Origin of the sequence: Actinomadura bangladeshensis, assembly GCF_004348335.1 — a bacterium.
Classification (GTDB): Bacteria; Actinomycetota; Actinomycetes; order Streptosporangiales; family Streptosporangiaceae; genus Spirillospora; species Spirillospora bangladeshensis.
In genome coordinates this window covers 1-20,381 of sequence record NZ_SMJW01000068.1, presented here as the reverse complement: position 1 = coordinate 20,381, position 20,381 = coordinate 1, and the positions used below count along the sequence as shown (strand labels likewise).

Below are 20,381 nucleotides of genomic sequence, written 5' to 3'. Positions count from 1 at the left end.
CGGGATGATTCCGCCCCTACCCGACGAAAACGGGATCACTCACGGCGTCCTGAACGCGGCGAACATCCGCTCCGTCCTGCGCGGATCCCACTCCACGCGGTTCGGATCCTGCCGCGCGGGACGCACCGGGACCGTGTCGAACCTGACCGATCCGCCCTTCCCGAAGGCGCTGACGAGGGCCCGCAGTTCGCCGACGCCCATCCTCGGGGTGGTCTCGACCGACCCGACCGCCGCGGCGAGGAACTTCGCCGACCACACGGGGTTCCCGTCCATCCGCGCTTTGACCTCGCGCATGAACGCCACCAGGAACTGCTGCTGCCGCTTGACGCGCGCCAGGTCGGAGCCGTCCCCGAGCCCGTGCCGGAGCCGGACGTAGGCGAGCGCCTGCCGCCCGTCCAGCCGGTGCTTGCCCGCCGACAGCCTCAGCCCGGCTTTCTGGTCGGCGACCGACACGGGCAGCCGCACCGGGACACCGCCGACCGCGTCCACCATCCGCCGGAAGCCGGTGAAATCGATCACGACGGTCCGGTCGATCCGGACATTGGTCAGCGCCTCCACGGTCTTCACCACACAGGAGACGCCCGCCATCGGGAACACCGAATTGATCAGCCCCACCCGCGCCGGGACGGTCTTCCCCCCGACCCGGCATGCGGGGATCGGCACGAGCGAGTCGCGCGGGACGCTCACCGCCTGGACGCGCTGCCGGTCGGCCGGGACGTGCACCAGGATCATCGTGTCCGACCGCGGCGGATAGCCGTCGATCCGCGCGTCCGCCCCGAGGACCAGCACGTTGAAGGCCGCCCCCGTCGCGGGCGCGGTCGTCCTCGTCGCCACCGGCGCCGCGTCCCGCCCGTGGAAGATCGTCGCCGGGACGAGGATCGCCGCCGCCGTCACGGCCGCGACCACGCCGAGCAGCGTCCACCGCCCGGGGCCGCGGCGGCGCCGCCTGGCCGCGTCCAGCAGCCGGTTCCGCTGCCGGCCGAGCGAGGCGGGCGGCTGGTGCTCCAGGCTGCGGCCGAGGTCACGGATCAGGTCCAGGTCGTCCACGCTCACGCCTCCTCACGCGTCGGGTCGGTGTCGCCCAGCGCGGCGCGCACCTTGCGCCGGGCGCGGTTCAGGCGGGAGCGGACGGTGCCGACCGGTATGCCGAGCGCCCGCGCCACCTCCTCGTAGGCCAGATCGCCCCACGCCACCAGCAGCAGGACGTCCCGGTCCCTCCGCGGCAGCCCCGACAGCGCCTCCGCCAGGGCGGGACGCGCCGCCGACGCGGTCACGTCCGCCGCGACCCGGTCGGCCGGCCCCTCCACCGGACCGTCCACGGGGCTGCGCCGCAGCGCCCGGTAGCGGGCGGCCTCGGCCCGGTGGTGCCGCGCGACCAGCTTCGTGGCGATGCCGAACAGCCACGGCCGCGCGTCCCGCTGCGCCAGGTCGTAGCGGTGCCGCTTGCTGAACGCGACGAGGAACGTCTCCCCCACGACGTCCTCCGCGGCCTCCGGTCCGAGCCTGCGCGACACGTAGCGGTACAGCATCGCGGAATAGCGGTCGAACAGGGCGGCGAACGCCTCGGGATCGGCGAGCGAGCCCTCGATGAGCGAGGCGTCGCCGTCCTGAGTCGTCGGAGGTACGGTCATCGCGGCCACCATGGCATGCGCACCGAGCCTTCCCGTGGGGGGACGTTGTCGGCTCTGTATCTCCACAACGGCCCGTTCGGGTTCACGCTCGGTCCGGGACACGTCGTCCGCTCATGCGGATCGACGCGAACCTTCTCGATAAACTGCGCATCCTTCACTATGCACGGGGTTGTCGGGGGGACCGCTCCGCCTGCCTGTCCAGGGTCGAGTCGAGGAGGGTCGGGGACGTGGACGACGAAGCCGAGCGGGAATCGGACACCTCCACCGAGGACGACCACGATGCCTCTCGCACGGCGACCACCGAGTTCCGCGTCCCCGCGAAGGTCGACCTGACCCGCCCGGACATGGCGATCCGCCGCCCCGCGGACGATGAGCCGGCCGCCCCGAAGAGCACCTGGTACGTCCAGTTCACCCCGCCCGCCACCGAGGAGGCCGAGGACGCGGAGGACGCACCCGAACCGCAAGACGAACCGAAGGACGAGGCACCGCAGGACCGCCCCGACGAGGCCACGCCCGCCCCGGCGGGGTCCGCAGCCGCCCAGCCGCACCCGAGCACCCAGCCGACACAGCCCACGCCTCGCCCCGACCGTCCAGAGGAGCCCGCGCCGGACCCCTCGCCACCCGCAGAACAGGGCAGCCGACCGACGCGCGAATCGCACCGGCGTCCATCCGTGGGCAGGCACGCCAAGCGGCCGTCCCCCCAAGAGCCGCAAACCGAGGCCCAGAGCCCGGCGAGCACACCACCAGAAACCGACGAGCCAACACAAGAGCGCTCGCACCAATCACCCCCGCGCGAACCCCAACCCGCCGCATCCACGACCGACGCACCCGAAACGGCACGGCAACGGCCGCAAGAGGCAGCACCGCGTGAGGCCCGCCCCACGCAGGACTCCGCCGAGACACCCGTCCGGCACCAACCTCACGACAGCGCCCAGCGAGAGCCGCGACGGGCCGCACCACCGCAGAACGCGACCGGCACGCCGGCACGCGAACAACCGCAGCAGCCGACACCGCGGGAAGGCCGGCCCCCGCAGAACTCGGGCGGGACGCCGGTGCGGGAACACCCGCAACAGCCGGCACCGCGCGGGGGCCGGCCGCCGCAGCAGGCGGGCGGGACGCCCGTGCGGGGGCGGCCGCACGATGGCGCGCAGCGGGAGGCGTGGCGGGCCGCGCCACCGCAGGACGCCGCCGGCACGCCGACGCGGGAGCAACCGCGGTACGGGCCACCGCGCGAGGCCCGGCACCCGCGCGAGTCCGGCGAGACGCCCGTGCGGGGGCGGGGCCAGGACGTTGCGCGGCGTGAGGCCTGGCGGGATGCGGCGGCGCAGGAGGCTGCCGGTACGCCTGTGCGGGAGCGGCCTCAGGGGGGTGCGCCTCGGGACGTGTGGGCCGGGCAGGAAGCTGCCGTTACTCGGGTCGAGCGGCTGCCCGGTGCGTCCGGGGAGTATCCGGCGGCTCGGTCGTCGGGGCAGTGGAGTGTGCCCTGGGACGGGGGTGCGCAGCAGGCGCCCCCGCGGCCGCCGGTGGAGCCCGCGGAGCCGCCCGCGCAGAAGAAGGGCAGGCGGGGGCGGCGCTGGCTCATCGTGCTGGTGGCGGCGCTCGTGCTGGTCGGCGGGGTCGTCACCGGGCAGCTGATCAGGCCCGTGCCGGCGCCGGCGATCGAGTTGGCCCTGGCGTCCGGTCACGCGTTCCCGGGGCAGGCGCCGGCGTTGCCGTGGCCCGCGGCGGGGCAGTCCGCCGTGTACGTGGAGGGCCTCGGGATGATGGGGTCGTCCGGCGGGGCGGCGCCGACTCCCACGGCGAGTGTCGCGAAGGTGATGACCGCGTACGTGTATCTGCGCGACCATCCGCTGAAGCCGGGCGAGCCGGGGCCGGTGCTGACGGTGTCGCCGGAGGCGGCGGCGCAGATCCCGATGCGCAGGAAGCGGGAGGAGTCGCTGCTCGGCGTCACCGCGAACCAGCGGCTGACGCAGCGCAAGGCGCTGGAGGCGCTGCTGATCATCTCGGCGAACGACGTCGCGCACGAGCTGGCGCGCTGGGACGCCGGGGACGAGCGGGCGTTCGTCGCGAAGATGAACGCGACGGCGGCGGAGCTCGGCATGACCAGCACGCACTACACCGACCCGAGCGGCTACGACTCCGGCACCGTCAGCACGGCGGAGGACCAGGTCAAGCTGCTGCGGGCGGCGATGAAGGTGCCGGCGTTCACGGAGGTCGTGGGCAACCGGGCGTACGTGCCGGACAGCGGCGGCGCGGCTCGGGAGGGCGGCAACTTCCTGCTGGGGCAGCACGGCGTCGTCGGCGGCAAGACCGGGTACACCGACGCGGCCGGCGGCAACTTCGTGTTCGCGGCGCGCAAGACCGTCGCGGGCGTCCCGACGCTGCTCGTCGGGGCGGTGATGGGGCAGCGGTCGCCGAGCGCGGCGGGTGCCGTGAACGCGGCGGGACGGCTGGTCGCCGCGGCCGAGGGTGCGCTGACCGCGGTGACGCTGGCGCCGAAGGGCGCGCTGGTGGCGCGGGTCGACGACGGGCTCGGCGGGACGACCCCGCTGCGGGCCGCGGCACCGGTGACGGTGGTCGGCTGGTCCGGGTTGACCGTGCCGGTCGGCGTCACGGGCGACCCGCCGCACCGGGCCGGGGCCGGGGAGCGGGTCGGTGCCGTCACGACCGGTGCGGCGACCGTCCCGCTCCAGCTCGGCCGGGCACTGGACGAGCCGTCCTACCTGAAGCGCCTCATCCGGCTCAACTGAGCCGGGGTCAGCCGTAGAGGGCCGAGAGGAAGCGGATCAGCAGGGCCTCGCGGGTGGCGGGCGGCAGCGCGTCCAGGATGGCGTTGACCACGGCCATCTCGGGTTCGCCGCCTCCGGCGAGGTCCACGCCGACGGAGGCGAGGAGCCCGGCGAAACCCGCGTCGTCCAGGGTGTCGAGGTCCAGGTCGGCGAGCGCGTCGACCAGTTCGGACGGGACGTCGGCGGGCCCGGCGGCCCGTGCGGCCTCGGTGGCGGCGGCGAGCGCGTCGAGGAGCGCGTCGACGTCGGACACGCCGGTCAGCGTGAAGTGCAGGTTCGGCGGAATGCCCTGGTAGGACAGCTGCGGCTGGAAGAACCAGCCCCGCCGCCGCGCCTCGTCGGCGATCACGAACACGTCGAGCGACGGGTCGGACGAGGCGACGGCGACCAGTGGGGCGACCGGTTCGCCGACGACCCGCAGCCCGGGGATGGACGCGACGCCCGCGATCAGCCGCTCCGCCGACTTCATCGCGTTCTCCGCGAGGTCGCGGTAGCCCTGTGCGCCGACGGCGTTGAGGGTCGCCCAGGCGGCGCCGAGCGGTCCGGCGCTCTTGCTGCTCTGCACGGTCGCGTTGATGACGGTGTATCCGGGCCATTCGGCGGACGCGAAGTAGGCGGTCCGGCGGTGCGCCTCGTCCGCGAACAGGACGACCGACGCGCCCTTCGGCGAGTACCCGTACTTGTGCAGGTCGCAGGAGATCGACGTCACGCCGGGCACGGACAGGTCGAACGGCGGGACGTCGCGTCCCGCGTCGCGCAGCCAGGGCAGGACCCAGCCGCCGACGCACGCGTCCACATGGCACGGAACGCCGGCGGAGGCGGCGAGCGCGGCGATCTCCGGGATCGGGTCCATGACCCCGTGCGGGTAGGACGGCGCCGAAGCGACGACGAGCGCGGTGCGGGGCGTCATCGCGGCGGCGGTCGCGGCGGGGTCGGCGCGGTACTCCGCGTCGACCGGCACGTGCACGACCTCGAGGCCCAGGTAGTGCGCGGCCTTGTGGAACGCGGGGTGCGCGGTCGTCGGCAGGACGATCTGCGGCCGTCCCCCGACCGGGTGGGCGTCCCGCGCGGCCTTCACCGCCAGCATGATCGACTCGGTGCCGCCGCTGCTGAAGATGCCCGAGCCGCCGCCGAGCTTGTCCGCGACGAACCCGACGAGCGCCCGCTCCAGCGCGACGATGCTGGGGAACGCGGTCGGGTCGAGGCAGTTGACCTCCAGCATCTCGTGGAACGCGGTGGCGGCGAGGTCGTGCACGGCCGCGCGTCCGGTGTCGTAGACGTAGGCGGTGACCTGGCCGCCGCGGACGGGGAGGTCGGCGTCCCGCAGCCGGGCGAGTTCGGCCAGCAGGTCGGCGGCGGGGCGGCCCGTTTCGGGCAGGGGGTCAAACGGCATGTTCGCGTGTTTCCTCGGTTGGGCGGTGGACGGCGGCGAGCCGGCGGTAGGCCAGCAGCAGCGGGACGCTGACCAGCAGGAGCAGCGCCGGGACGAGCGTGAACCCGGCGGACATCCCGGTCAGCGCCGACCCCGGCTGGACGACCGGGGTGTCGAAATCGGACGAGTTGAACGACGAGGCGGCGAGGATCAGCGCGAACACCCCCGGTCCGAGCGCCATCGCGCCCGTCTCGGCGGCCGTCCACAGCCCGGTGAAGGCCCCGGACTGCGCGTGCCCGGTCCGTCCGGTGTCGGCGTGGACGGTCTCCGGCAGCAGCGACAGCGGCAGCAGCTGGACGGCCGCGTAGCAGACGCCGATCAGGGCGCTGAACGCCAGCACCCCGGCCGTGGACGTGATCAGCGGGAACAGCGCGGCGGCGGTCGCGGCGAACAGCACGAGTGCCGCCGCATAGCAGCCGACCAGCCCGAACCTGCGCGACAGCCACCGCCACACCGGCACCGCGAACGCGCTCGGCCCGACCATCGCCACGAACATCGCGGAGGTGAGGCCGTAGTCGTCCAGCCGGTAGGTGGCGACGTAGGGGGCGCCCGCCAGCATGATCGCGACGGCGAGGGTGTGCGAGACGTAGGCGCCGAGCAGCATGAAGAACGGCCGGTTGCCGCGCGCGGTGCGCAGCGCGGCGGCCAGCCCGAGCGGGCGCGGCCCGGGACGCGACGGGATCCACCGGTTCGCCAGCGTGCTCGCCACCATCGCGGCGCCCATCGCGAGCCCGATCACGGCCCCCATCAGCGCGTATCCGCCGCGCCCGCCGCCGGCGGCGGCGGTGAGCGCGGGGGCGACGCCGCCCGCGACGAGGATGCCGAGCGTCAGGCAGACGACCCGCCACGCCATCGCGCGGCCCCGCTCGGACGGGTCGGCGGAGATCTCGGCGGGCAGCGCCACGTACGGCACCTGGAAGCACGCGAACGCGCTCGCGGCCAGCAGGAACGCGGACCCGGCCCACGCGGCGGCGATCCCCGGCGAATCGGCCGGCACGGCGAACATGGCGGCGAACAGCAACGGCAGGGTGACGGCGCCGGCCAGCAGCAGCCGGGTGCGGCGCCCGGTGCGGACGGCCTCCCGGTCGCTGGCGGCGCCGACGATCGGGTTGAGCAGCACGTCCCACGCCTTGGGGACGACGAGGACGGCCCCCGCGACCACCGCGGAGACGCCGAGGACGTCGGTCAGGTAGTACAGGAGCAGCAGGCCGGGGACGGCGGAGAACACGCCGGTGCCGACCGAGCCGACACCGTAGCCGAGCAGCCGCCGGCGGGGCAGCGGCCCGGAGGGCGGCGCCGCGGCGGGCGGCGTCGTCACGCGGGGATCCCGATCGCCTGGGCGACGGTGCGGCGCATGTGGCGGCGGAACCGGATGACGGCCTGCGCGTCGTCGACGCCGCGGCGGTTCCCGTCGGCGTCCAGGACGCCGCCGGCCCCGAACCCGTGGGTGCACCAGACGACCGTCCACACCACGTACTCGACATCGACGTCATCGGGGACGATCTTGCGGGCGGCGTCGGCGACCATCACCATCAGCGGCCGGACGTACTGCTCCTCCAGGTGGGCGACGTCGGCGGCGTCCGACAGCCAGCGGTGCATCCACAGCGCCGGGATCTCCGGGCGCGACAGGCAGAAGTCGACGTAGCGGTCGAGGAGGGTGAGGATGCCCTCCGCGTCCGGGGTGATCTCGTCGAGCGCCTGCGCCAGGGCGGCGCGTTCGGTCTCGTGGGCGCGTTCCATCACGGCGAGGTACAGGTCGCGCTTGCCGCCGACGTGGTAGGCGACGGTCGCGACGTTGAGCCCGGCCGCCTCGGCGATCATCCGGGTGGACGTCCCGTCGTAGCCGAGCGCGGCGAACAGCCGCGTGGCGGCGTCCAGGATCCGCTCCCGACCGGAGTCGCTACTGGTCATAGCCCCCAAAGTAGGTGCTTCCGCCTGCACCGGTCAATCGATTGATTGATCACCCGGCGGGTCGGTGAGCCAGACGGTGAGGACCATCTCCATCTCCAGCCGCGTGTCCGGGTCGTACAGCCGCTCGCCGAACAGCTCCTCCAGCTGGTGCAGCCGGTACCGGACGGTCTGCGGGTGCACGTGCAGGCGGTTCGCGACCTCGGTCGCGTTGAACCCGTTCTGCAGGCACGACAGCAGCGTCCGCATGAGCCGCTCGCGGTGCCGGGGCCGGACGCTCTTCAGCGGCGCGAGCCGCAGGTCGGCGATGGCCCGCACCAGCTCCTCGTCCTTGAACACGACGAGCGCGGGCATGTGGTCGGCGCAGCGGATCAGCCTCTCGGACGGCAGGACGCCGCGCCGTGCGAGCGGCAGCGCCTCGCGGGCCCAGCGCAGCGACTTCGCCGCGTCCTCGGTGCGGACGGTCGGGCCGAGCGCGGCGACCCAGTCGCGCAGCGCCGTTTCCAGCATCCTGCCGCGCCCGGGGCCCTCCGGGTCGGGGACGAGCAGGCACGGCTCGCGCCGGTTGACGTCGGCGAGCACGTCGGGCGGCAGCGACGGGTGCGAGAACGGCTGCCGGCTCCGCTCGTACAGGACGACCGCGGCGACCGTGCGCGGGACGCGCCACTGCGCGAGCCGGGCGAGGTCGGCGACGGCCTGCGGGGCGGCGGGCGGCTCGGCGAGCAGCATGTCCAGCAGCCGGCGGCGGCGGTGCTCCAGCTCGCCGGCCTCCTGCGCGCGGGCCTTGGTGTAGCCCTCGGTGGCGGCGCGGGCGATCTCGTCCAGGAACGCGAAGATCGCCTCGGCGATGCTGGCCAGGGTGCGGCGGGAGATGTTGTACCGCTCGGACTCCGACGCGAGCCGCCGCCACGCGACCCGGGCGCCGAGCCGCAGCGAGGTCTGCAGGATGTCCAGGCTGCGGCCCTCGCGGGCCTCGGCCCAGCCGATCTCCCGGTAGACGGCGGCGACCGGCTCCCACGAGCTGTCCGGGTCCATGATCAGGTCGACGAACTGGCGGAGCGCGCCCTCGACGGCGAGCCGGACGAGCCGCGCGTACTCCTCGTCCTGCGGGCGCGAGTACTCGGGGATGCCGGCGAGGATCTCCTCGATCATCTCCTCGGCGAGGGCCTCCAGGTGGGGCCGGAACATCGCGGAGAGCTCGCTCGGCACCCCGGCCCAGGGCTTCAGCGGCGAGCGCTCCTCAAGGGTCGTGTTCACCGTAGAAATCGCACCTCCCGCCAGGGAAGCTACAGAGGCCCGGCCCGGCGGGCTGCACGACCGGTTACGCATTGCGGGACGCCGCTTGTAAGCGCACTGACAATGCGGCCGCGGCGACGGCGGCGGACGTGCGGAGAGCGGCCCGGTCAGGTGGGCGTGGCGGCGGAGAGCGCCCCGGCGAGGACCAGCCGGCCGGACGTGCGGACCATCGTGGCGACGTCCTCGACCGGCTGCCGCAGCGAGGCCAGGCTGATCAGCGCGGCGAGCAGGATGTGCCCGAGGACGAGCTCGACGTCCTCGCGCTGGGGCACCGGGTCGCCGATCGCCGCGGAGAGCCGGTCGCGCAGGTACTGGAACAGCACGGTACGGGCGTCGTCGACGCTGGAGTCGTCCGAGGTCACCGCCTGGATGATCGCGGACGTCAGGGTCGGCTCCTGCGCCGCCACGTAGACGATGCGCTCCAGCAGCGCGGTGAGCCGCTCCAGCTGCGTGTCGCCGACGGCGAGCGCGTCGATGTCGTCGGTGACGTGGTGCGCCCAGGACGCCGCGACCTCGGTGAGCAGGTGGTCCTTGGTGGCGAAGTAGCGGTAGACGGTCGCGCGGGCGACGCCGGCCCGGTCCGCCACGTCGTGCATGGTGACGGCCGGATAGCCGCCCGCAAGCGCGAGCTCCCTCGCCGAGTCGATCAGCCGCTCACGCCGGGCCTGCTGGTCCTTGCTCAGCGTCCGCGTCACGGTGAACCGCGCATCGCCGCTCAAAACGCCTCCTCGCTGTGGCCGACCCCATTCTTTCGCACATTGACCCCGAACGCGTGCACCCCGTGTCCGGCTTCCCCTTTACGGCCCGGCGGGCCGCAGCGCCAACATGGACCTAGCACTTGCTTGGGGCGAGGTGCACCAGAGTCCTCGCCGCATACAGGCGGATCAAGTCGTCGGGGTCCTCCCGTGCGTGTTCGAGGCGGGGACGCAGCTCGTCCTGCTCGGCCGGCGTGAGCCTGCGCTGCTCGGCCAGCCGTTCGAACGTCATCGCCGCGCCATGGCGTACGGACGGGCAGGGGTCGTCCAGCAGCCGCAGGCGGACCGCGAAATCGACGTCGCCGAAATGCTCGGCGAGATACAGCGCAACGGAGCGCACCTTGCCCTGGGGGTCGTCGAGCAGCGCCGGCAGCAGGGGGCGCACCTCGGGGATGTTCCACAGGGCGCCCTGATAGGCGGCCGCGTTCTCGGCATCGCCGGTCAGCATCCGCACCAGGCGGTGTGCGGCCCGGTGCGCCATCTCGTCCAGCACCGGGTCGCCCTTCGGCATCAGCGACTCGGCCGGCACCGGCACCTCGAAGCGCAGCAGCCAGCCGAGGACGGCGGCCCGGTTGCGCAGCTCGGTGTCCCCGACCCGCCGGACGAACGCCTCGGCCACCGCGGGCCCGGTCGCGCCGATCCGCACGAGCGCGTTGACCGCGCGCCGCCGGACCTCGGCGTCCGGGTCCGCGCACAGCGCCACCAGCCGCCCGCCCTGGTCCGCCGCCCCCTGCCGGCCCAGCCCGAGCGCCGCCGCCGCGCGCACCTCCGGCGACCCGTCATCGGTCGCGGCGGCCAGCTCGGGCACATGCCCGGGGACGTGCCCCAGCCCCTTCACCGCCGCGGCGCGCCGCGCCGGGTCGGGCGAGGTGAGCTCCCGCAGAAAGAACGCGACCTGATGCCCGTGAATCATGACCGCTCCCCGATGGCCTCACAAAGGAGACGATCCGGACGATCAGTCGGTTGCCATCCCGGGACCGGCGGGTCAGGGCGTCCGGGGAGTCACCAGGCCGGACTCGTAGGCGAGGACGACGAGCTGCGCGCGGTCGCGGGCCTGGAGTTTGACCATGGCCCGGTTGAGGTGGGTCTTCGCGGTCACCGGGCTGATCACCATGCGGCCGGCGATCTCGTCGTTGGACAGGCCGTGCGCGGCGAGGGCCACGGCCTCGCGCTCGCGGTTGGTCAGCTCCTTCAGCGCCGTGCCGGCGCCCGGGTTGAGCGGCTGCTCCACGTACCGGCTGATCAGCATCCGGGTGATGGACGGCGCGAGCAGCGCGTCCCCGCGCGCGGCGACGCGCACCGAGTGCAGCAGGTCGTCGGGCTCGATGTCCTTGACCAGGAACCCGGCGGCGCCGGCGCGCAGCGCGTTGAACACGTACTCGTGGAAGCCGTAGTTGGTCAGGATGACGACGCGCACGCCCGCCAGTGCGGGGTCGGCGGCGATGCGGCGGGTCGTCTCGATGCCGTCCATGACCGGCATCTGGACGTCGATGAGCGCGATGTCGGGCAGGTGCTCCCTGATCAGCGGCAGGGCCTCCGCGCCGTTGGCGGCCTCGGCGACCACCTCGATGTCGTCCTCCGCGTCGAGCAGCGCCCGGAACCCGCCGCGCAGGAGCGACTGGTCGTCCACGAGCAGGACGCGGATCACGACGGCCGGCCCACGGGGAACTCGGCCTCGACGCTGAAGCCGCCCTCGCTGCGCGGTTCCGCCAGCAGCCGGCCGCCGAGGGCGGTGACGCGCTCCCGCATTCCGAGCAGGCCGGTGCCGGGCACCGGGGCGGTGCCGGGCTCGGCCTTGCCGTCGTCGTCGACGCGCACGGCGAGCGTGCCGGGACGGTAGTCGATCCGGATCGTCGCCGTCTCGGCGGCGGCGTGGCGGGCGGTGTTGGTGAGCGCCTCCTGGACGATCCGGTACGCGGTCCGGTCGACGGCGGCCGGCACGGCATGCCGCTGCCCGGCGATCGTGAGCGTCGTGTTCAGGCCCGTCCCGCGGGCGCGTTCCACCAGGTCGGGGACGCGGTCGAGGCCGTGCGGCGGGGTCTTGGCCTCGTCCCGCAGCGTGTCCAGGGTGGCGCGCAGCTCCCGGTTCGCCTCGCGGGCGGCGTCCCGGATCGCCAGCAGCGACTCGGGGACGTGCTCGCCGCGCTTGCGGGCCAGGTGGACGGCGACCCCGGACTGCACCTTGATGATCGAGATCTGGTGGGTGAGCGAGTCGTGCAGTTCCCGCGCGATGTGCAGCCGCTCCTCGGACGCGCGCAGCCGGGCGGCCTCCTCCCGGGTGCGCTCGGCCTCGTCCGCCCGCCGCTCGGCCTGCCGCAGCGCCTCCCCGGCGGCGCCGGCGGCGATCAGCCACGCCAGCTCCAGGACGCCCCGGGCCCGGGTGAACGCGTCGGCGACCGAGCCGTCCACCGGGGACGCCATGATCGCGAACGGGAGCGCCACCAGCAGGGCCGCGCTCGCCGCGGCGGTGACGAGCCGGTACCCGGCCCGGAACGCGCCGTACACCGCGAACAGGTACGCGACGGCGGGCACGTCGAATCCGATCGCCTGGTACCCGATCGCGCACAGCCCGGTGGCGGCCAGGACGATGAGCGGGATCCACCGGCCGGCCGCCAGCACGAGTCCGCTCGCCGCGACGAGCGCGTAGCCGAGCCCGGCGTAGTCCGTGGCGGGGTGGTCCTCGGCCAGCGCGGTCACGAGCAGCACCACCGCCACGCAGACCGCGATCACCCAGTCGCCGCCCCTGGCCCAGAGACGACGCAGTCCTGTCCTCATATGCGCACCTTAACCAGGACCTCCCGCGGGCGACTCCTGCTCGCAGACGAGCCGCCGGCTACTGCGCGCGCAGTACCTCCGCGACACCTGCCGTTTCCGCGGTAACGGGTTGCGGCATCAGCGGTAGCGCGAATTGCCTGCGTTCAGGGGACGACCCGCATCACGTCCGGCGGCAATGATCGGGCCACATTCCCTGACCCGTTTCGCCGACCCAGAAGGACGCGGGAAAAAATGAAGACGACCGAGACCCCCCGTGCGGGCGGAGCCCTGGCGCGGCTGGCCCGGTTCTGCCACCGGCGCCGCCGCCTGGTCCTCCTGGCCTGGATCGCCGGCGTGCTCGCCGTCGCGTTCACCGGCTTCACCTACGGCGCCGCACCCGACAACGACTTCTCCGGCGGAGACTCCGGATCCGCAAAGGCCCAGGCACTGATCGAAGAGCATTTCCCCGAAAGGCAGGGGGACACGCTCACGCTCGCCATCAAGGCGGAGAAGGGAATCGACGACCCCGCCGCCCGGCGGAGGATAGAAAAGACCATCGCCGCGCTCGCCGACTCGCCCGTCACCGGGCCCGTCGTGTCGCCGTACCAGGATCAGAACCTGGTGACGAAGGACCGCCGCATCGCCCGGACGACCATCCCGCTGAGCGACGCGGATGTTGAGAAGGCCGACGTCAAGCCCCTGGTGGACACGGTCAAGGACGCCTCCGGTGACGGCGTCGTGCTCGGGCTGGGCGGCTACATGGCGGAGAAGGCCGAGACGCCCCCGCAGGGCCCGGCCGAGAGCGTGGGCATCCTCGCGGCGGCGGTGATCCTGTTCATCGCCTTCGGATCCCTGGTGGCGATGGGCCTGCCGATCGTGACCGCGCTCCTGGCGATCGCGGGCGGCCTGGCGCTGACGAAGCTGGTGGGGCACCTGGCCCCCGCGCCGGACTTCACGCTGATCTTCGGCGCGATGATCGGGCTCGGTGTCGGCATCGACTACGCGCTGTTCATCGTGACGCGCTACAAGGACGACCTCCGCGGCGGCGCCGACCCGGAGAGCGCCGCGGTCGGAGCCGTGACCACCGCGGGCCGCGCGGTCCTGTTCGCCGGCACGACCGTCGTGATCGCGTTGATGGGGCTGCTCGTCATGGGGCAGCGGCTGATGACCGGGGTGGCCATCGCAACGTCGATCACGGTGCTGATCACGATGATCGCCGCGGTGACGCTGCTGCCCGCCTTCCTGGGCTTCACCGGGCACCGGATCAACTCGCTGCGGCTGCCGCGTCGCACGTCCCGCCGGGACCGGTCCGCCGGAGCCCCGGCCGGGGAGCGCCGCACCCTCGCCGAGCGCTGGGCGGGCGTGGTGCAGCGCAGGCCGCTCGTCTCCGCCGTGCTCGCCGGCGCGAGCCTGCTGGTGCTGGCCGTGCCGATGCTGTCGATGCGGCTGAGCCAGCCGGACGCCAGCGTCCAGCCGCACGACAGGAGCAGCTACATCTCGCACGAGATCCTCGCCGAGGGCTTCGGCCCCGGCTACGGAGCGCCGCTGATCTTCGCCGCCGAGGTCGGCGCCGGGGACGCCGACCTGCGTCCCGTCGTCGACGCCGTCGGCGGGACCGAGGGCATCGCCCAGGTCACGCCGCCCCGGGTCAGTGCGGACGGGCGGGCCGCCACCTTCATGGCCTTCCCCACGACCGGTTTCCAGGACGAGGCGACCGCGGACCTGGTGCACAAGCTCCGCGACGACGTGCTGCCCGGCGCGCCCGGCGGCGCAGACGTCCTCATCGGCGGGCCGAACGCCGGCACCATCGACGCCGCCGACGACCTCGGCTCGCGCCTGCCGCTGATGATCGGGGCCGTCATCGCGATGTCCATGGTGCTGCTGATCGTGCTGGTCCGGTCGGTCACGATCGCCCTGCAGGCCGCCGTCGTGAACCTGCTGTCCATCGCCGCTGCCTACGGCGTGGTGGTCGCGGTCGTGCAGTGGGGATGGCTCGGCACGGCCCTCGGCTTCCCCGCCACCATGCCGGTCACGACCTGGGTGCCGATGATGATGTTCCCGGTCCTGTTCGGCCTGTCGATGGACTACCAGGTCTTCCTGATCTCGCGGGTCCGCGAGGAGTACGAGCGGACCGGCGACACCCGCGCCGCCGTCGCCCGCGGGCTGGCGCGCACCGCCAAGGTCATCACGGCCGCGGCCGCCATCATGATCGCCGTCTTCACCACGTCCCTGCTCGGCCCGGACATCGCGGTCAAGCAGGGCGGGCTGGGCATGGCCGTCGCCGTCCTCATCGACGCCACCATCGTCCGGATGATCCTCGTCCCCGCGGTGATGGAACTGTGCGGCAAGGCCAACTGGTGGCTCCCCGGCCGCTCGACGAAGGCCGTGCCCCCGCGGCTCGGAATCGACGAGGGCGTCAAGGTCTGACTCGGCCGGGCACCGGGCGGGCCGTCCTCGGGACCACGGCCCGCCCGGCGGCGGGGACTACGCGAACTGGCCGGGCCGGTAGTCGCCGGCGGGCTGCTGGGTCATGACGTTCCCGCGGTTGAAGGCGTTGATGATCGCGATCACGGCGACCAGGGCGGCGAGCTGCTCGTCGTCGTAGTGCTTGGCGGCGTTCGCCCACACCTCGTCCGGGACGCCGCCGGCCGCGTCGGCGATGCGGGTGCCCTGCTCGGCGAGCTCCAGGGCGGCGCGCTCGGCCTCGGTGAACACCGTGGCCTCCCGCCAGGTCGCGACCAGGTTGAGGCGGGTGGCGGTCTCCCCGGCGTGCGCGGCCTCCTTGGTGTGCATGTCGACGCAGAAGGCGCAGCCGTTGATCTGGCTGGCGCGGAGCCGCACCAGCTCCTGCGTCGCGAGCGGCAGCGTCGAGTCCGGGACCGCGTGGCCGGCCGCGACGAGGTGCTTCATCACCTTGGCCATGACCGGGCTCGCGAAGAGGTTCAGGCGCGCTTCCATCGTGTTCTCCTTCGCCGTGGACGGTTACACCCTCATGACGGGACGGCCCGGCGGCCTGTGACACCGCCCTGGTGTGACCTGTGCCTCGCGGCCGCCGATGTCACAGTCGGCCGGCGCGTTCCGTCGCACGTAGTGACAACTGGACCTTGAACAGGAGGGTGACGGTCATGCGGGTCTTCGTGGCAGGCGGGAGCGGAGTGCTGGGACGGCTGCTGGTGCCTCGCCTGGTGGAGCGCGGCCACCAGGTGACGGCCACCGCGACGAGCGCGGCCAAGCTCGGTGTGCTGGAGCGGCTGGGCGCGGAGGGCGTCGTGATGGACGGCCTGGACGCGGCGTCGGTCGGGGACGCGGTGGCGGCCGCGCGGCCGGACGTGATCGTCCACCAGATGACGGCGATCTCGGAGGCGCACGCCGGCAAGGCGGACATGAAGCACATGGACCGGTGGTTCGCCGGCACCAACCGGCTGCGCACCGAGGGGACGGACCACCTGCTGGCCGCCGCCGAGGCCGGCGGCGTCCCCCATGTCGTCGCGCAGAGCTACGGCGCGTGGAACGGGATCCGGCGGGGCGGCTGGGTGAAGACCGAGGAGGACCCGGTGGACCCGATGACGGGCACGCCGGCGGAGCCGGGGATGGCGGCGATCAGGCACGTCGAGGATGCGGTCGGCAAGGCCGGCGGCGCGGTGCTGCGCTACGGCTGGTTCTACGGGCCGGGCGCCATGGACGTCCTGGTCGAGCCCGTCCGCAAGCGGCAGTTCCCGGTCGTGGGCGGCGGCGCCGGGCACTGCTCGTGGATCCATCTGGACGACGCGGCCGCCGCGACCGTCCTGGCCGTGGAGCAGCAGGCGCGGGGCGTGTTCGCCATCGTCGACGACGAGCCGGCGCCGGCCGCCGAATGGCTGCCCTACCTGGCGGAGTGCGCGGGAGCGAAGCGTCCGATGCGGATCCCCGCCTGGCTGGCCCGGCCCCTCGCCGGGGACGCGGCGGTGATGATGATGACCGAGGGCCGCGGCTTCTCCAACGCCAAGGCCAAGCGGGAACTCGGCTGGGAGCTGCGCTACCCGTCCTGGCGCCAGGGCTTCAAGGAGGAGCTGGCCTGATCAGCCGCGCGGCGCCCCGGATTCGTCGTAGCGCCGCCTCGCCTGCTCGACCTGCTCCAGGTTGACGCCGGCCCACTCGGACAGGTGGGCGAAAAGGGGGCCGAGGCTGCGGCCGAGGTCGCTGATCTCGTACTCGACGCGCGGCGGCACCTCGGGGTGGTACGTGCGGACGATCAGGCCGTCGCGCTCGAGCTGGCGCAGGCGCTGGGTGAGCACCTTCGGGGTGATGCCCGTGATGCGCCGCTCCAGCTCGACGAACCGGTGGCGGCCGAACATCTGGAGCGACCAGAGGATGGGCGTCGTCCACCGGCTGAACACGATGTCGACGACCGGGGCGACCGGGCAGGCCAGCTCGGGATCGGACGTCACATCGGTCGCCGCTCGTCCCACGGCACACCCCTCTGAGGTAGTCACTTTCTTCTAGGTACCTACTATACGCAGGCTGTTAGCGTCCCCGTCATCGCAAGAGACGAGGGGAGTCGATCATGTTCACGGTGACGGGTGCGACCGGAAACGTCGGGCGGCCGCTGGTGCGGTCCCTGGCGGAGGCCGGGGAGCGGGTGACGGCGGTATCGCGGGGGTCGGCGCCTGCGGAGCTGCCGGACGGAACCGCCCATGTGCGGGCGGACCTGACCGAGCCGGAGACGCTGCGGCCCGCCCTCGACGGCGCCGAGGCGCTGTTCCTGCACGACGGCGGCGCGGGCGGGCACGGCCTCGACCCGAAGGCCGTCCTGGAGGTGGCGAGGGACGCGGGGGTCCGGCGGGTGGTGCTGCTGTCCTCGCAGGGCGTGGTGACCAGGCCGGAGTCGCCCTCGCACGGCGGCGTCATGCGCGCCATCGAGGACGCGGTGCGGGAGTCGGGCCTGGCCTGGACGATCCTGCGTCCCGGCGGCTTCGCGTCCAACGCCTACGCCTGGGCGGAGTCGGTACGCGCCGAGCGGACCGTCGCCGCGCCCTTCGGCGACGTCGGGATACCGGTCGTCGATCCGGCCGACATCGCGGAGGTCGCCGCCATGGCCCTCCGCAAGGACGAGCACGCCGGCCGGATCTACGAGCTGACCGGGCCGGCGGCCGTCACCCCCCGGCAGCAGGCCGACGCCATCGGCGCGGCCCTCGGCGAACCGGTGCGGTTCGTCGAACTGACCCGGGCCGAGGCGCACACCCGGATGGCCGCGTTCATGCCGGAGCCGGTCGTGGAGACAACGCTGGCCGTTCTAGGCGAGCCGAACGCCGCCGAACTACGACTCAGCCCGGACGTCGAGCGGGTACTCGGCCGCGCGCCCCGCCCCTTCACCGACTGGGCCCGCCGCAACGCCGACGCCTTCCGGTAGAAGGCTTCGGCACCGGCCGCGGGGCGGGTTCGGCTTGGAGGGGGTGCCGTCCGAGCCGAACCTGCGGGGTGTTCAGGCGGGGCGGCGGTTGGAGGCGGTTCGGGCGGCCAGCCAGGCGGTGTAGAGGGCGGTGCCCACAAGGCCGGCCTTGCGGGTCCTGTCGACGGTCAGGGCCACGCCGAGGGCCAGTTCGGTGGCGCCGTTCCGCTTGATCCAGGCGTCGGTGTCGTGCGGGAAGGCGAGCCGGGAGATGGGCTCGAAGACCTTGGGGGCGGCGAAATGCGCCGCGCCGGTGGCGGCGAGTGCGATGCCCGCGGTGCGGAGAAGAGCCATGAGGAAATGTCCTTTCAACCGGTGAATTCGTAGTCGTCGAGGTCGAACGTCCGGCTGCGGCGCAGCACGGAGAAGCCGGACTCCGGGCGGACGTAAGGGGCGTCGCCGTGCCGGTCGAAGTAATAGGAATTGGAGCCGGCGCAGCTCGGCTGGGCGAGGATCGTGCCCTTCATGCGGTCGCGCATCCGGGCGGTGAAGTCGTCGTGCGGGCGGCGCCGCACCACCATGCGGACCGCCCGGCGCCGGCGCGCCTCGGCGATGCAGCGCACGATGTGCGTGCTGCCCGCCTCGATGATCGAGAACCAGGAGGCGCCGGTGACCGTGTACGGGCCGTTCATGAGCCAGAAGTTGGGCGCGAGCGGCGAGGCGACGCCCTCGTAGGTCTGGTAGCGGTGCTCGTCCCAGTAGGCCCCGAGTTCGACGCCGTCCAGTCCGACGACGGGGAACGCGGGCATCGCGCCGATTTCGAGGGTCTTGAATCCCGTGGCCAGCACGAGGGTGTCGAGGTCGCGCTCGCGCCCGTCCCGCGTCACGATGGCGTGCGCGGTGATGCGTTCGATGCCGTCGGTGACCAGTTCGACGTCGTCGCGCATGAACGTGGGGAAATAGCGGTTGGAGAACGACGGCCGCTTGCAGCCGAACCCGTAGCGCGGCGTGAGAGCGCGCCGGAGGCGGCGGTCGGGCACCTGGCGGCGCAGATGGGCGCGGCAGAGCATCTCGGTCGCCCGCACCAGGAACGGCACCTTGCCGTAGTGCACGATGCCCAGCACCATGATCACCTCGGACGCGATCGCGGTGACCAGCCGGGCGAGCGACTGGACCGGCGGCACCGCCCGGAAGAGCGCGCGGACCCCGCGCGGGACGGTGAAGTCGAGCTTCGGGAACACCCAGATCGGCGTGCGCTGGTAGACGTCCAGATGCGCCGCGAGGGGCGCGATCTCCGGGATGACCTGCAGGCCGGACGCGCCCGTGCCGATCACCGCGACACGCTCGCCGCGCAGGTCGTGGCCGTGGTCCCAGCGGGCGGTGTGGATCACCGTCCCGGCGAACGTCTCGATGCCGGGGATGTCCGGGTTCTTCGGCTGGTCGAGCGGCCCGACGGCGGCCACCAGGAACCGCGCGGTGATCTCGCCCCGGCCGGTGCGGACGCGCCAGACGTCGGCGTCCTCGTCGAAGACCGCCCGCTCGACCTCGGTGCCGAGGCGCAGGTGCGGCCGCAGCCGGTACTTGTCGGCGCAGTGCTCGGCGTAGGCGCGGACCTCGGCGCCGGGCGCGAACGCCCGCGTCCAGGACGGGTTGGGCTCGAACGAGTAGCAGTAGGTCGTGGACGGGATGTCGACGGCGACGCCCGGATAGGTGTTGTGCCGCCACACGCCGCCGACGCCGTCCGCCGCGTCCAGGATGACGAAGTCGCGCACGCCCTTGCGCCGCAGCCGCACGCCGACGCACAGCCCGGAGAACCCGGCGCCGACGACGACCACCTCATGATCGGGCTTCACCCGGCGTCCCTCCCCCCACCTGGGATACCGACGGTATTTAGAAGTTGGACGAGGTGTCAATATGGCCCTGGACGCGCGTCTCGGCAGGGCGATACCGTCGGTATCCGGATTTCGGCGCCCCTACGATGGCGGAATGGCACGACTGTCCAGGGCGGAGAGCCAGGCGCGCACCCGCGAACTGCTGCTCGCCACGGCCCGGCGGCTGTTCCTGCGTGACGGGTATCACGCCACCTCGCTGGAGAAGGTCGCCGAGGCCGCGTCCTTCTCCAAGGGCGCCGTCTACTCCAACTTCGCCACGAAGGACGAGCTGTGCCGGACGGTCATCGAGGCCATCCGCGCCGAGCAGGTGCAGGCCATCATGGACGCCTTCCTCGGTGAGGGCTCCGACGAGGACCGCCTCGCCGTCTTCGAGGCGTGGGCCGAGCGCACGATCGGCGACCCCGGCTGGACGCTGCTGGAGGCCGAGTTCGCCATCCACGCCACCCGCCGCGACCCCGCGCTCCGCGCCGAGGTCGCCTCCGGCGGCCGCAGCTGGGCCGGCGCCCTCCGCCTCCTCCTGGAGGAAGAGGCCCGCCGCCGCGACCGCCCGCTCCCC

General features: G+C 73.4%; 19 protein-coding genes. 5 read left to right on the top strand and 14 right to left on the bottom strand.

Features of this window, described 5'->3' with window-relative positions:
• Nucleotides 1-39 precede the first annotated feature (39 nt).
• Nucleotides 40-1,053, bottom strand: a complete 1,014-nt coding sequence (locus E1284_RS15665; protein ID WP_131939815.1) for an LCP family protein — start codon at nt 1,051-1,053, stop codon at nt 40-42.
• Nucleotides 1,050-1,631: an RNA polymerase sigma factor gene (locus E1284_RS15660; RefSeq protein WP_131939814.1), complete on the bottom strand. Its 582-nt coding sequence runs from the start codon at nt 1,629-1,631 to the stop codon at nt 1,050-1,052. The genes E1284_RS15665 and E1284_RS15660 overlap by 4 nt, the downstream gene beginning before the upstream one ends.
• A 1,478-nt stretch (nt 1,632-3,109) precedes the next feature.
• On the opposite strand from E1284_RS15660, the gene E1284_RS15655 reads away from it, so the two are divergent.
• A complete protein-coding gene (locus tag E1284_RS15655; protein ID WP_243714499.1) occupies nt 3,110-4,381 on the top strand; it encodes a D-alanyl-D-alanine carboxypeptidase family protein in 1,272 nt (423 codons plus the stop codon).
• Nucleotides 4,382-4,388: 7 nt separating this feature from the next.
• On the opposite strand, the gene E1284_RS15650 is transcribed toward E1284_RS15655, so the two are convergent.
• The 8 genes from E1284_RS15650 to E1284_RS15615 form a co-directional block, all read right to left on the bottom strand.
• Nucleotides 4,389-5,813: a pyridoxal phosphate-dependent decarboxylase family protein gene (locus E1284_RS15650; RefSeq protein ID WP_131939813.1), complete on the bottom strand. Its 1,425-nt coding sequence runs from the start codon at nt 5,811-5,813 to the stop codon at nt 4,389-4,391.
• Nucleotides 5,803-7,170 (bottom strand): MFS transporter, encoded by a 1,368-nt coding sequence (locus E1284_RS15645; RefSeq protein ID WP_131939812.1) that lies wholly within the window; start codon nt 7,168-7,170, stop codon nt 5,803-5,805. Before E1284_RS15645 ends, E1284_RS15650 begins: the two co-directional genes overlap by 11 nt.
• Nucleotides 7,167-7,763 (bottom strand): TetR/AcrR family transcriptional regulator, encoded by a 597-nt coding sequence (locus E1284_RS15640; protein WP_131939811.1) that lies wholly within the window; start codon nt 7,761-7,763, stop codon nt 7,167-7,169. Before E1284_RS15640 ends, E1284_RS15645 begins: the two co-directional genes overlap by 4 nt.
• Nucleotides 7,764-7,796: 33 nt before the next feature.
• Nucleotides 7,797-9,017: a PucR family transcriptional regulator gene (locus E1284_RS15635; protein ID WP_243714498.1), complete on the bottom strand. Its 1,221-nt coding sequence runs from the start codon at nt 9,015-9,017 to the stop codon at nt 7,797-7,799.
• 146 nt (nt 9,018-9,163) lie between these two features.
• Nucleotides 9,164-9,775, bottom strand: a complete 612-nt coding sequence (locus E1284_RS15630; RefSeq protein WP_131939810.1) for a TetR/AcrR family transcriptional regulator — start codon at nt 9,773-9,775, stop codon at nt 9,164-9,166.
• Between the two features lie 112 nt (nt 9,776-9,887).
• On the bottom strand, nt 9,888-10,724 hold the full coding sequence (locus E1284_RS15625) for a HEAT repeat domain-containing protein (RefSeq protein ID WP_131939809.1): 837 nt from the start codon (nt 10,722-10,724) through the stop codon (nt 9,888-9,890).
• Nucleotides 10,725-10,796: 72 nt separating this feature from the next.
• Nucleotides 10,797-11,459, bottom strand: coding sequence for a response regulator (locus E1284_RS15620; RefSeq protein WP_131939808.1), 663 nt, complete (start codon nt 11,457-11,459; stop codon nt 10,797-10,799).
• On the bottom strand, nt 11,456-12,586 hold the full coding sequence (locus E1284_RS15615) for a sensor histidine kinase (protein WP_131939807.1): 1,131 nt from the start codon (nt 12,584-12,586) through the stop codon (nt 11,456-11,458). The genes E1284_RS15620 and E1284_RS15615 overlap by 4 nt, the downstream gene beginning before the upstream one ends.
• A gap of 231 nt (nt 12,587-12,817) precedes the next feature.
• Between E1284_RS15615 and E1284_RS15610 the strand changes: the two genes are divergently transcribed.
• On the top strand, nt 12,818-14,992 hold the full coding sequence (locus E1284_RS15610; protein WP_131939806.1) for an MMPL family transporter: 2,175 nt from the start codon (nt 12,818-12,820) through the stop codon (nt 14,990-14,992).
• A gap of 57 nt (nt 14,993-15,049) precedes the next feature.
• Here E1284_RS15610 and E1284_RS15605 read toward each other — a convergent pair whose 3' ends face one another.
• A complete protein-coding gene (locus tag E1284_RS15605; RefSeq protein ID WP_131939805.1) occupies nt 15,050-15,523 on the bottom strand; it encodes a carboxymuconolactone decarboxylase family protein in 474 nt (157 codons plus the stop codon).
• Between the two features lie 167 nt (nt 15,524-15,690).
• Between E1284_RS15605 and E1284_RS15600 the strand changes: the two genes are divergently transcribed.
• Nucleotides 15,691-16,623, top strand: a complete 933-nt coding sequence (locus E1284_RS15600) for an NAD-dependent epimerase/dehydratase family protein (protein ID WP_131939804.1) — start codon at nt 15,691-15,693, stop codon at nt 16,621-16,623.
• On the opposite strand, the gene E1284_RS15595 is transcribed toward E1284_RS15600, so the two are convergent.
• The gene (locus E1284_RS15595; protein ID WP_131939803.1) at nt 16,624-17,013 is read right to left on the bottom strand and encodes a winged helix-turn-helix transcriptional regulator; all 390 of its coding nucleotides are present in this window, start codon (nt 17,011-17,013) and stop codon (nt 16,624-16,626) included. It abuts the gene before it with no gap.
• A 95-nt stretch (nt 17,014-17,108) separates the two neighbouring features.
• On the opposite strand from E1284_RS15595, the gene E1284_RS15590 reads away from it, so the two are divergent.
• Complete coding sequence (locus tag E1284_RS15590) at nt 17,109-17,954, top strand: NAD(P)H-binding protein (protein ID WP_131939802.1); 846 nt, start codon at nt 17,109-17,111, stop codon at nt 17,952-17,954.
• Nucleotides 17,955-18,026: 72 nt separating this feature from the next.
• On the opposite strand, the gene E1284_RS15585 is transcribed toward E1284_RS15590, so the two are convergent.
• The gene (locus E1284_RS15585; RefSeq protein WP_131939801.1) at nt 18,027-18,287 is read right to left on the bottom strand and encodes a hypothetical protein; all 261 of its coding nucleotides are present in this window, start codon (nt 18,285-18,287) and stop codon (nt 18,027-18,029) included.
• 14 nt (nt 18,288-18,301) lie between these two features.
• Nucleotides 18,302-19,786: a flavin-containing monooxygenase gene (locus E1284_RS15580; protein WP_243714497.1), complete on the bottom strand. Its 1,485-nt coding sequence runs from the start codon at nt 19,784-19,786 to the stop codon at nt 18,302-18,304.
• Between the two features lie 133 nt (nt 19,787-19,919).
• Between E1284_RS15580 and E1284_RS15575 the strand changes: the two genes are divergently transcribed.
• Nucleotides 19,920-20,381, top strand: a 462-nt coding sequence (locus tag E1284_RS15575) for a TetR/AcrR family transcriptional regulator (protein WP_131939800.1), incomplete at its 3' end; no start/stop codon positions are given.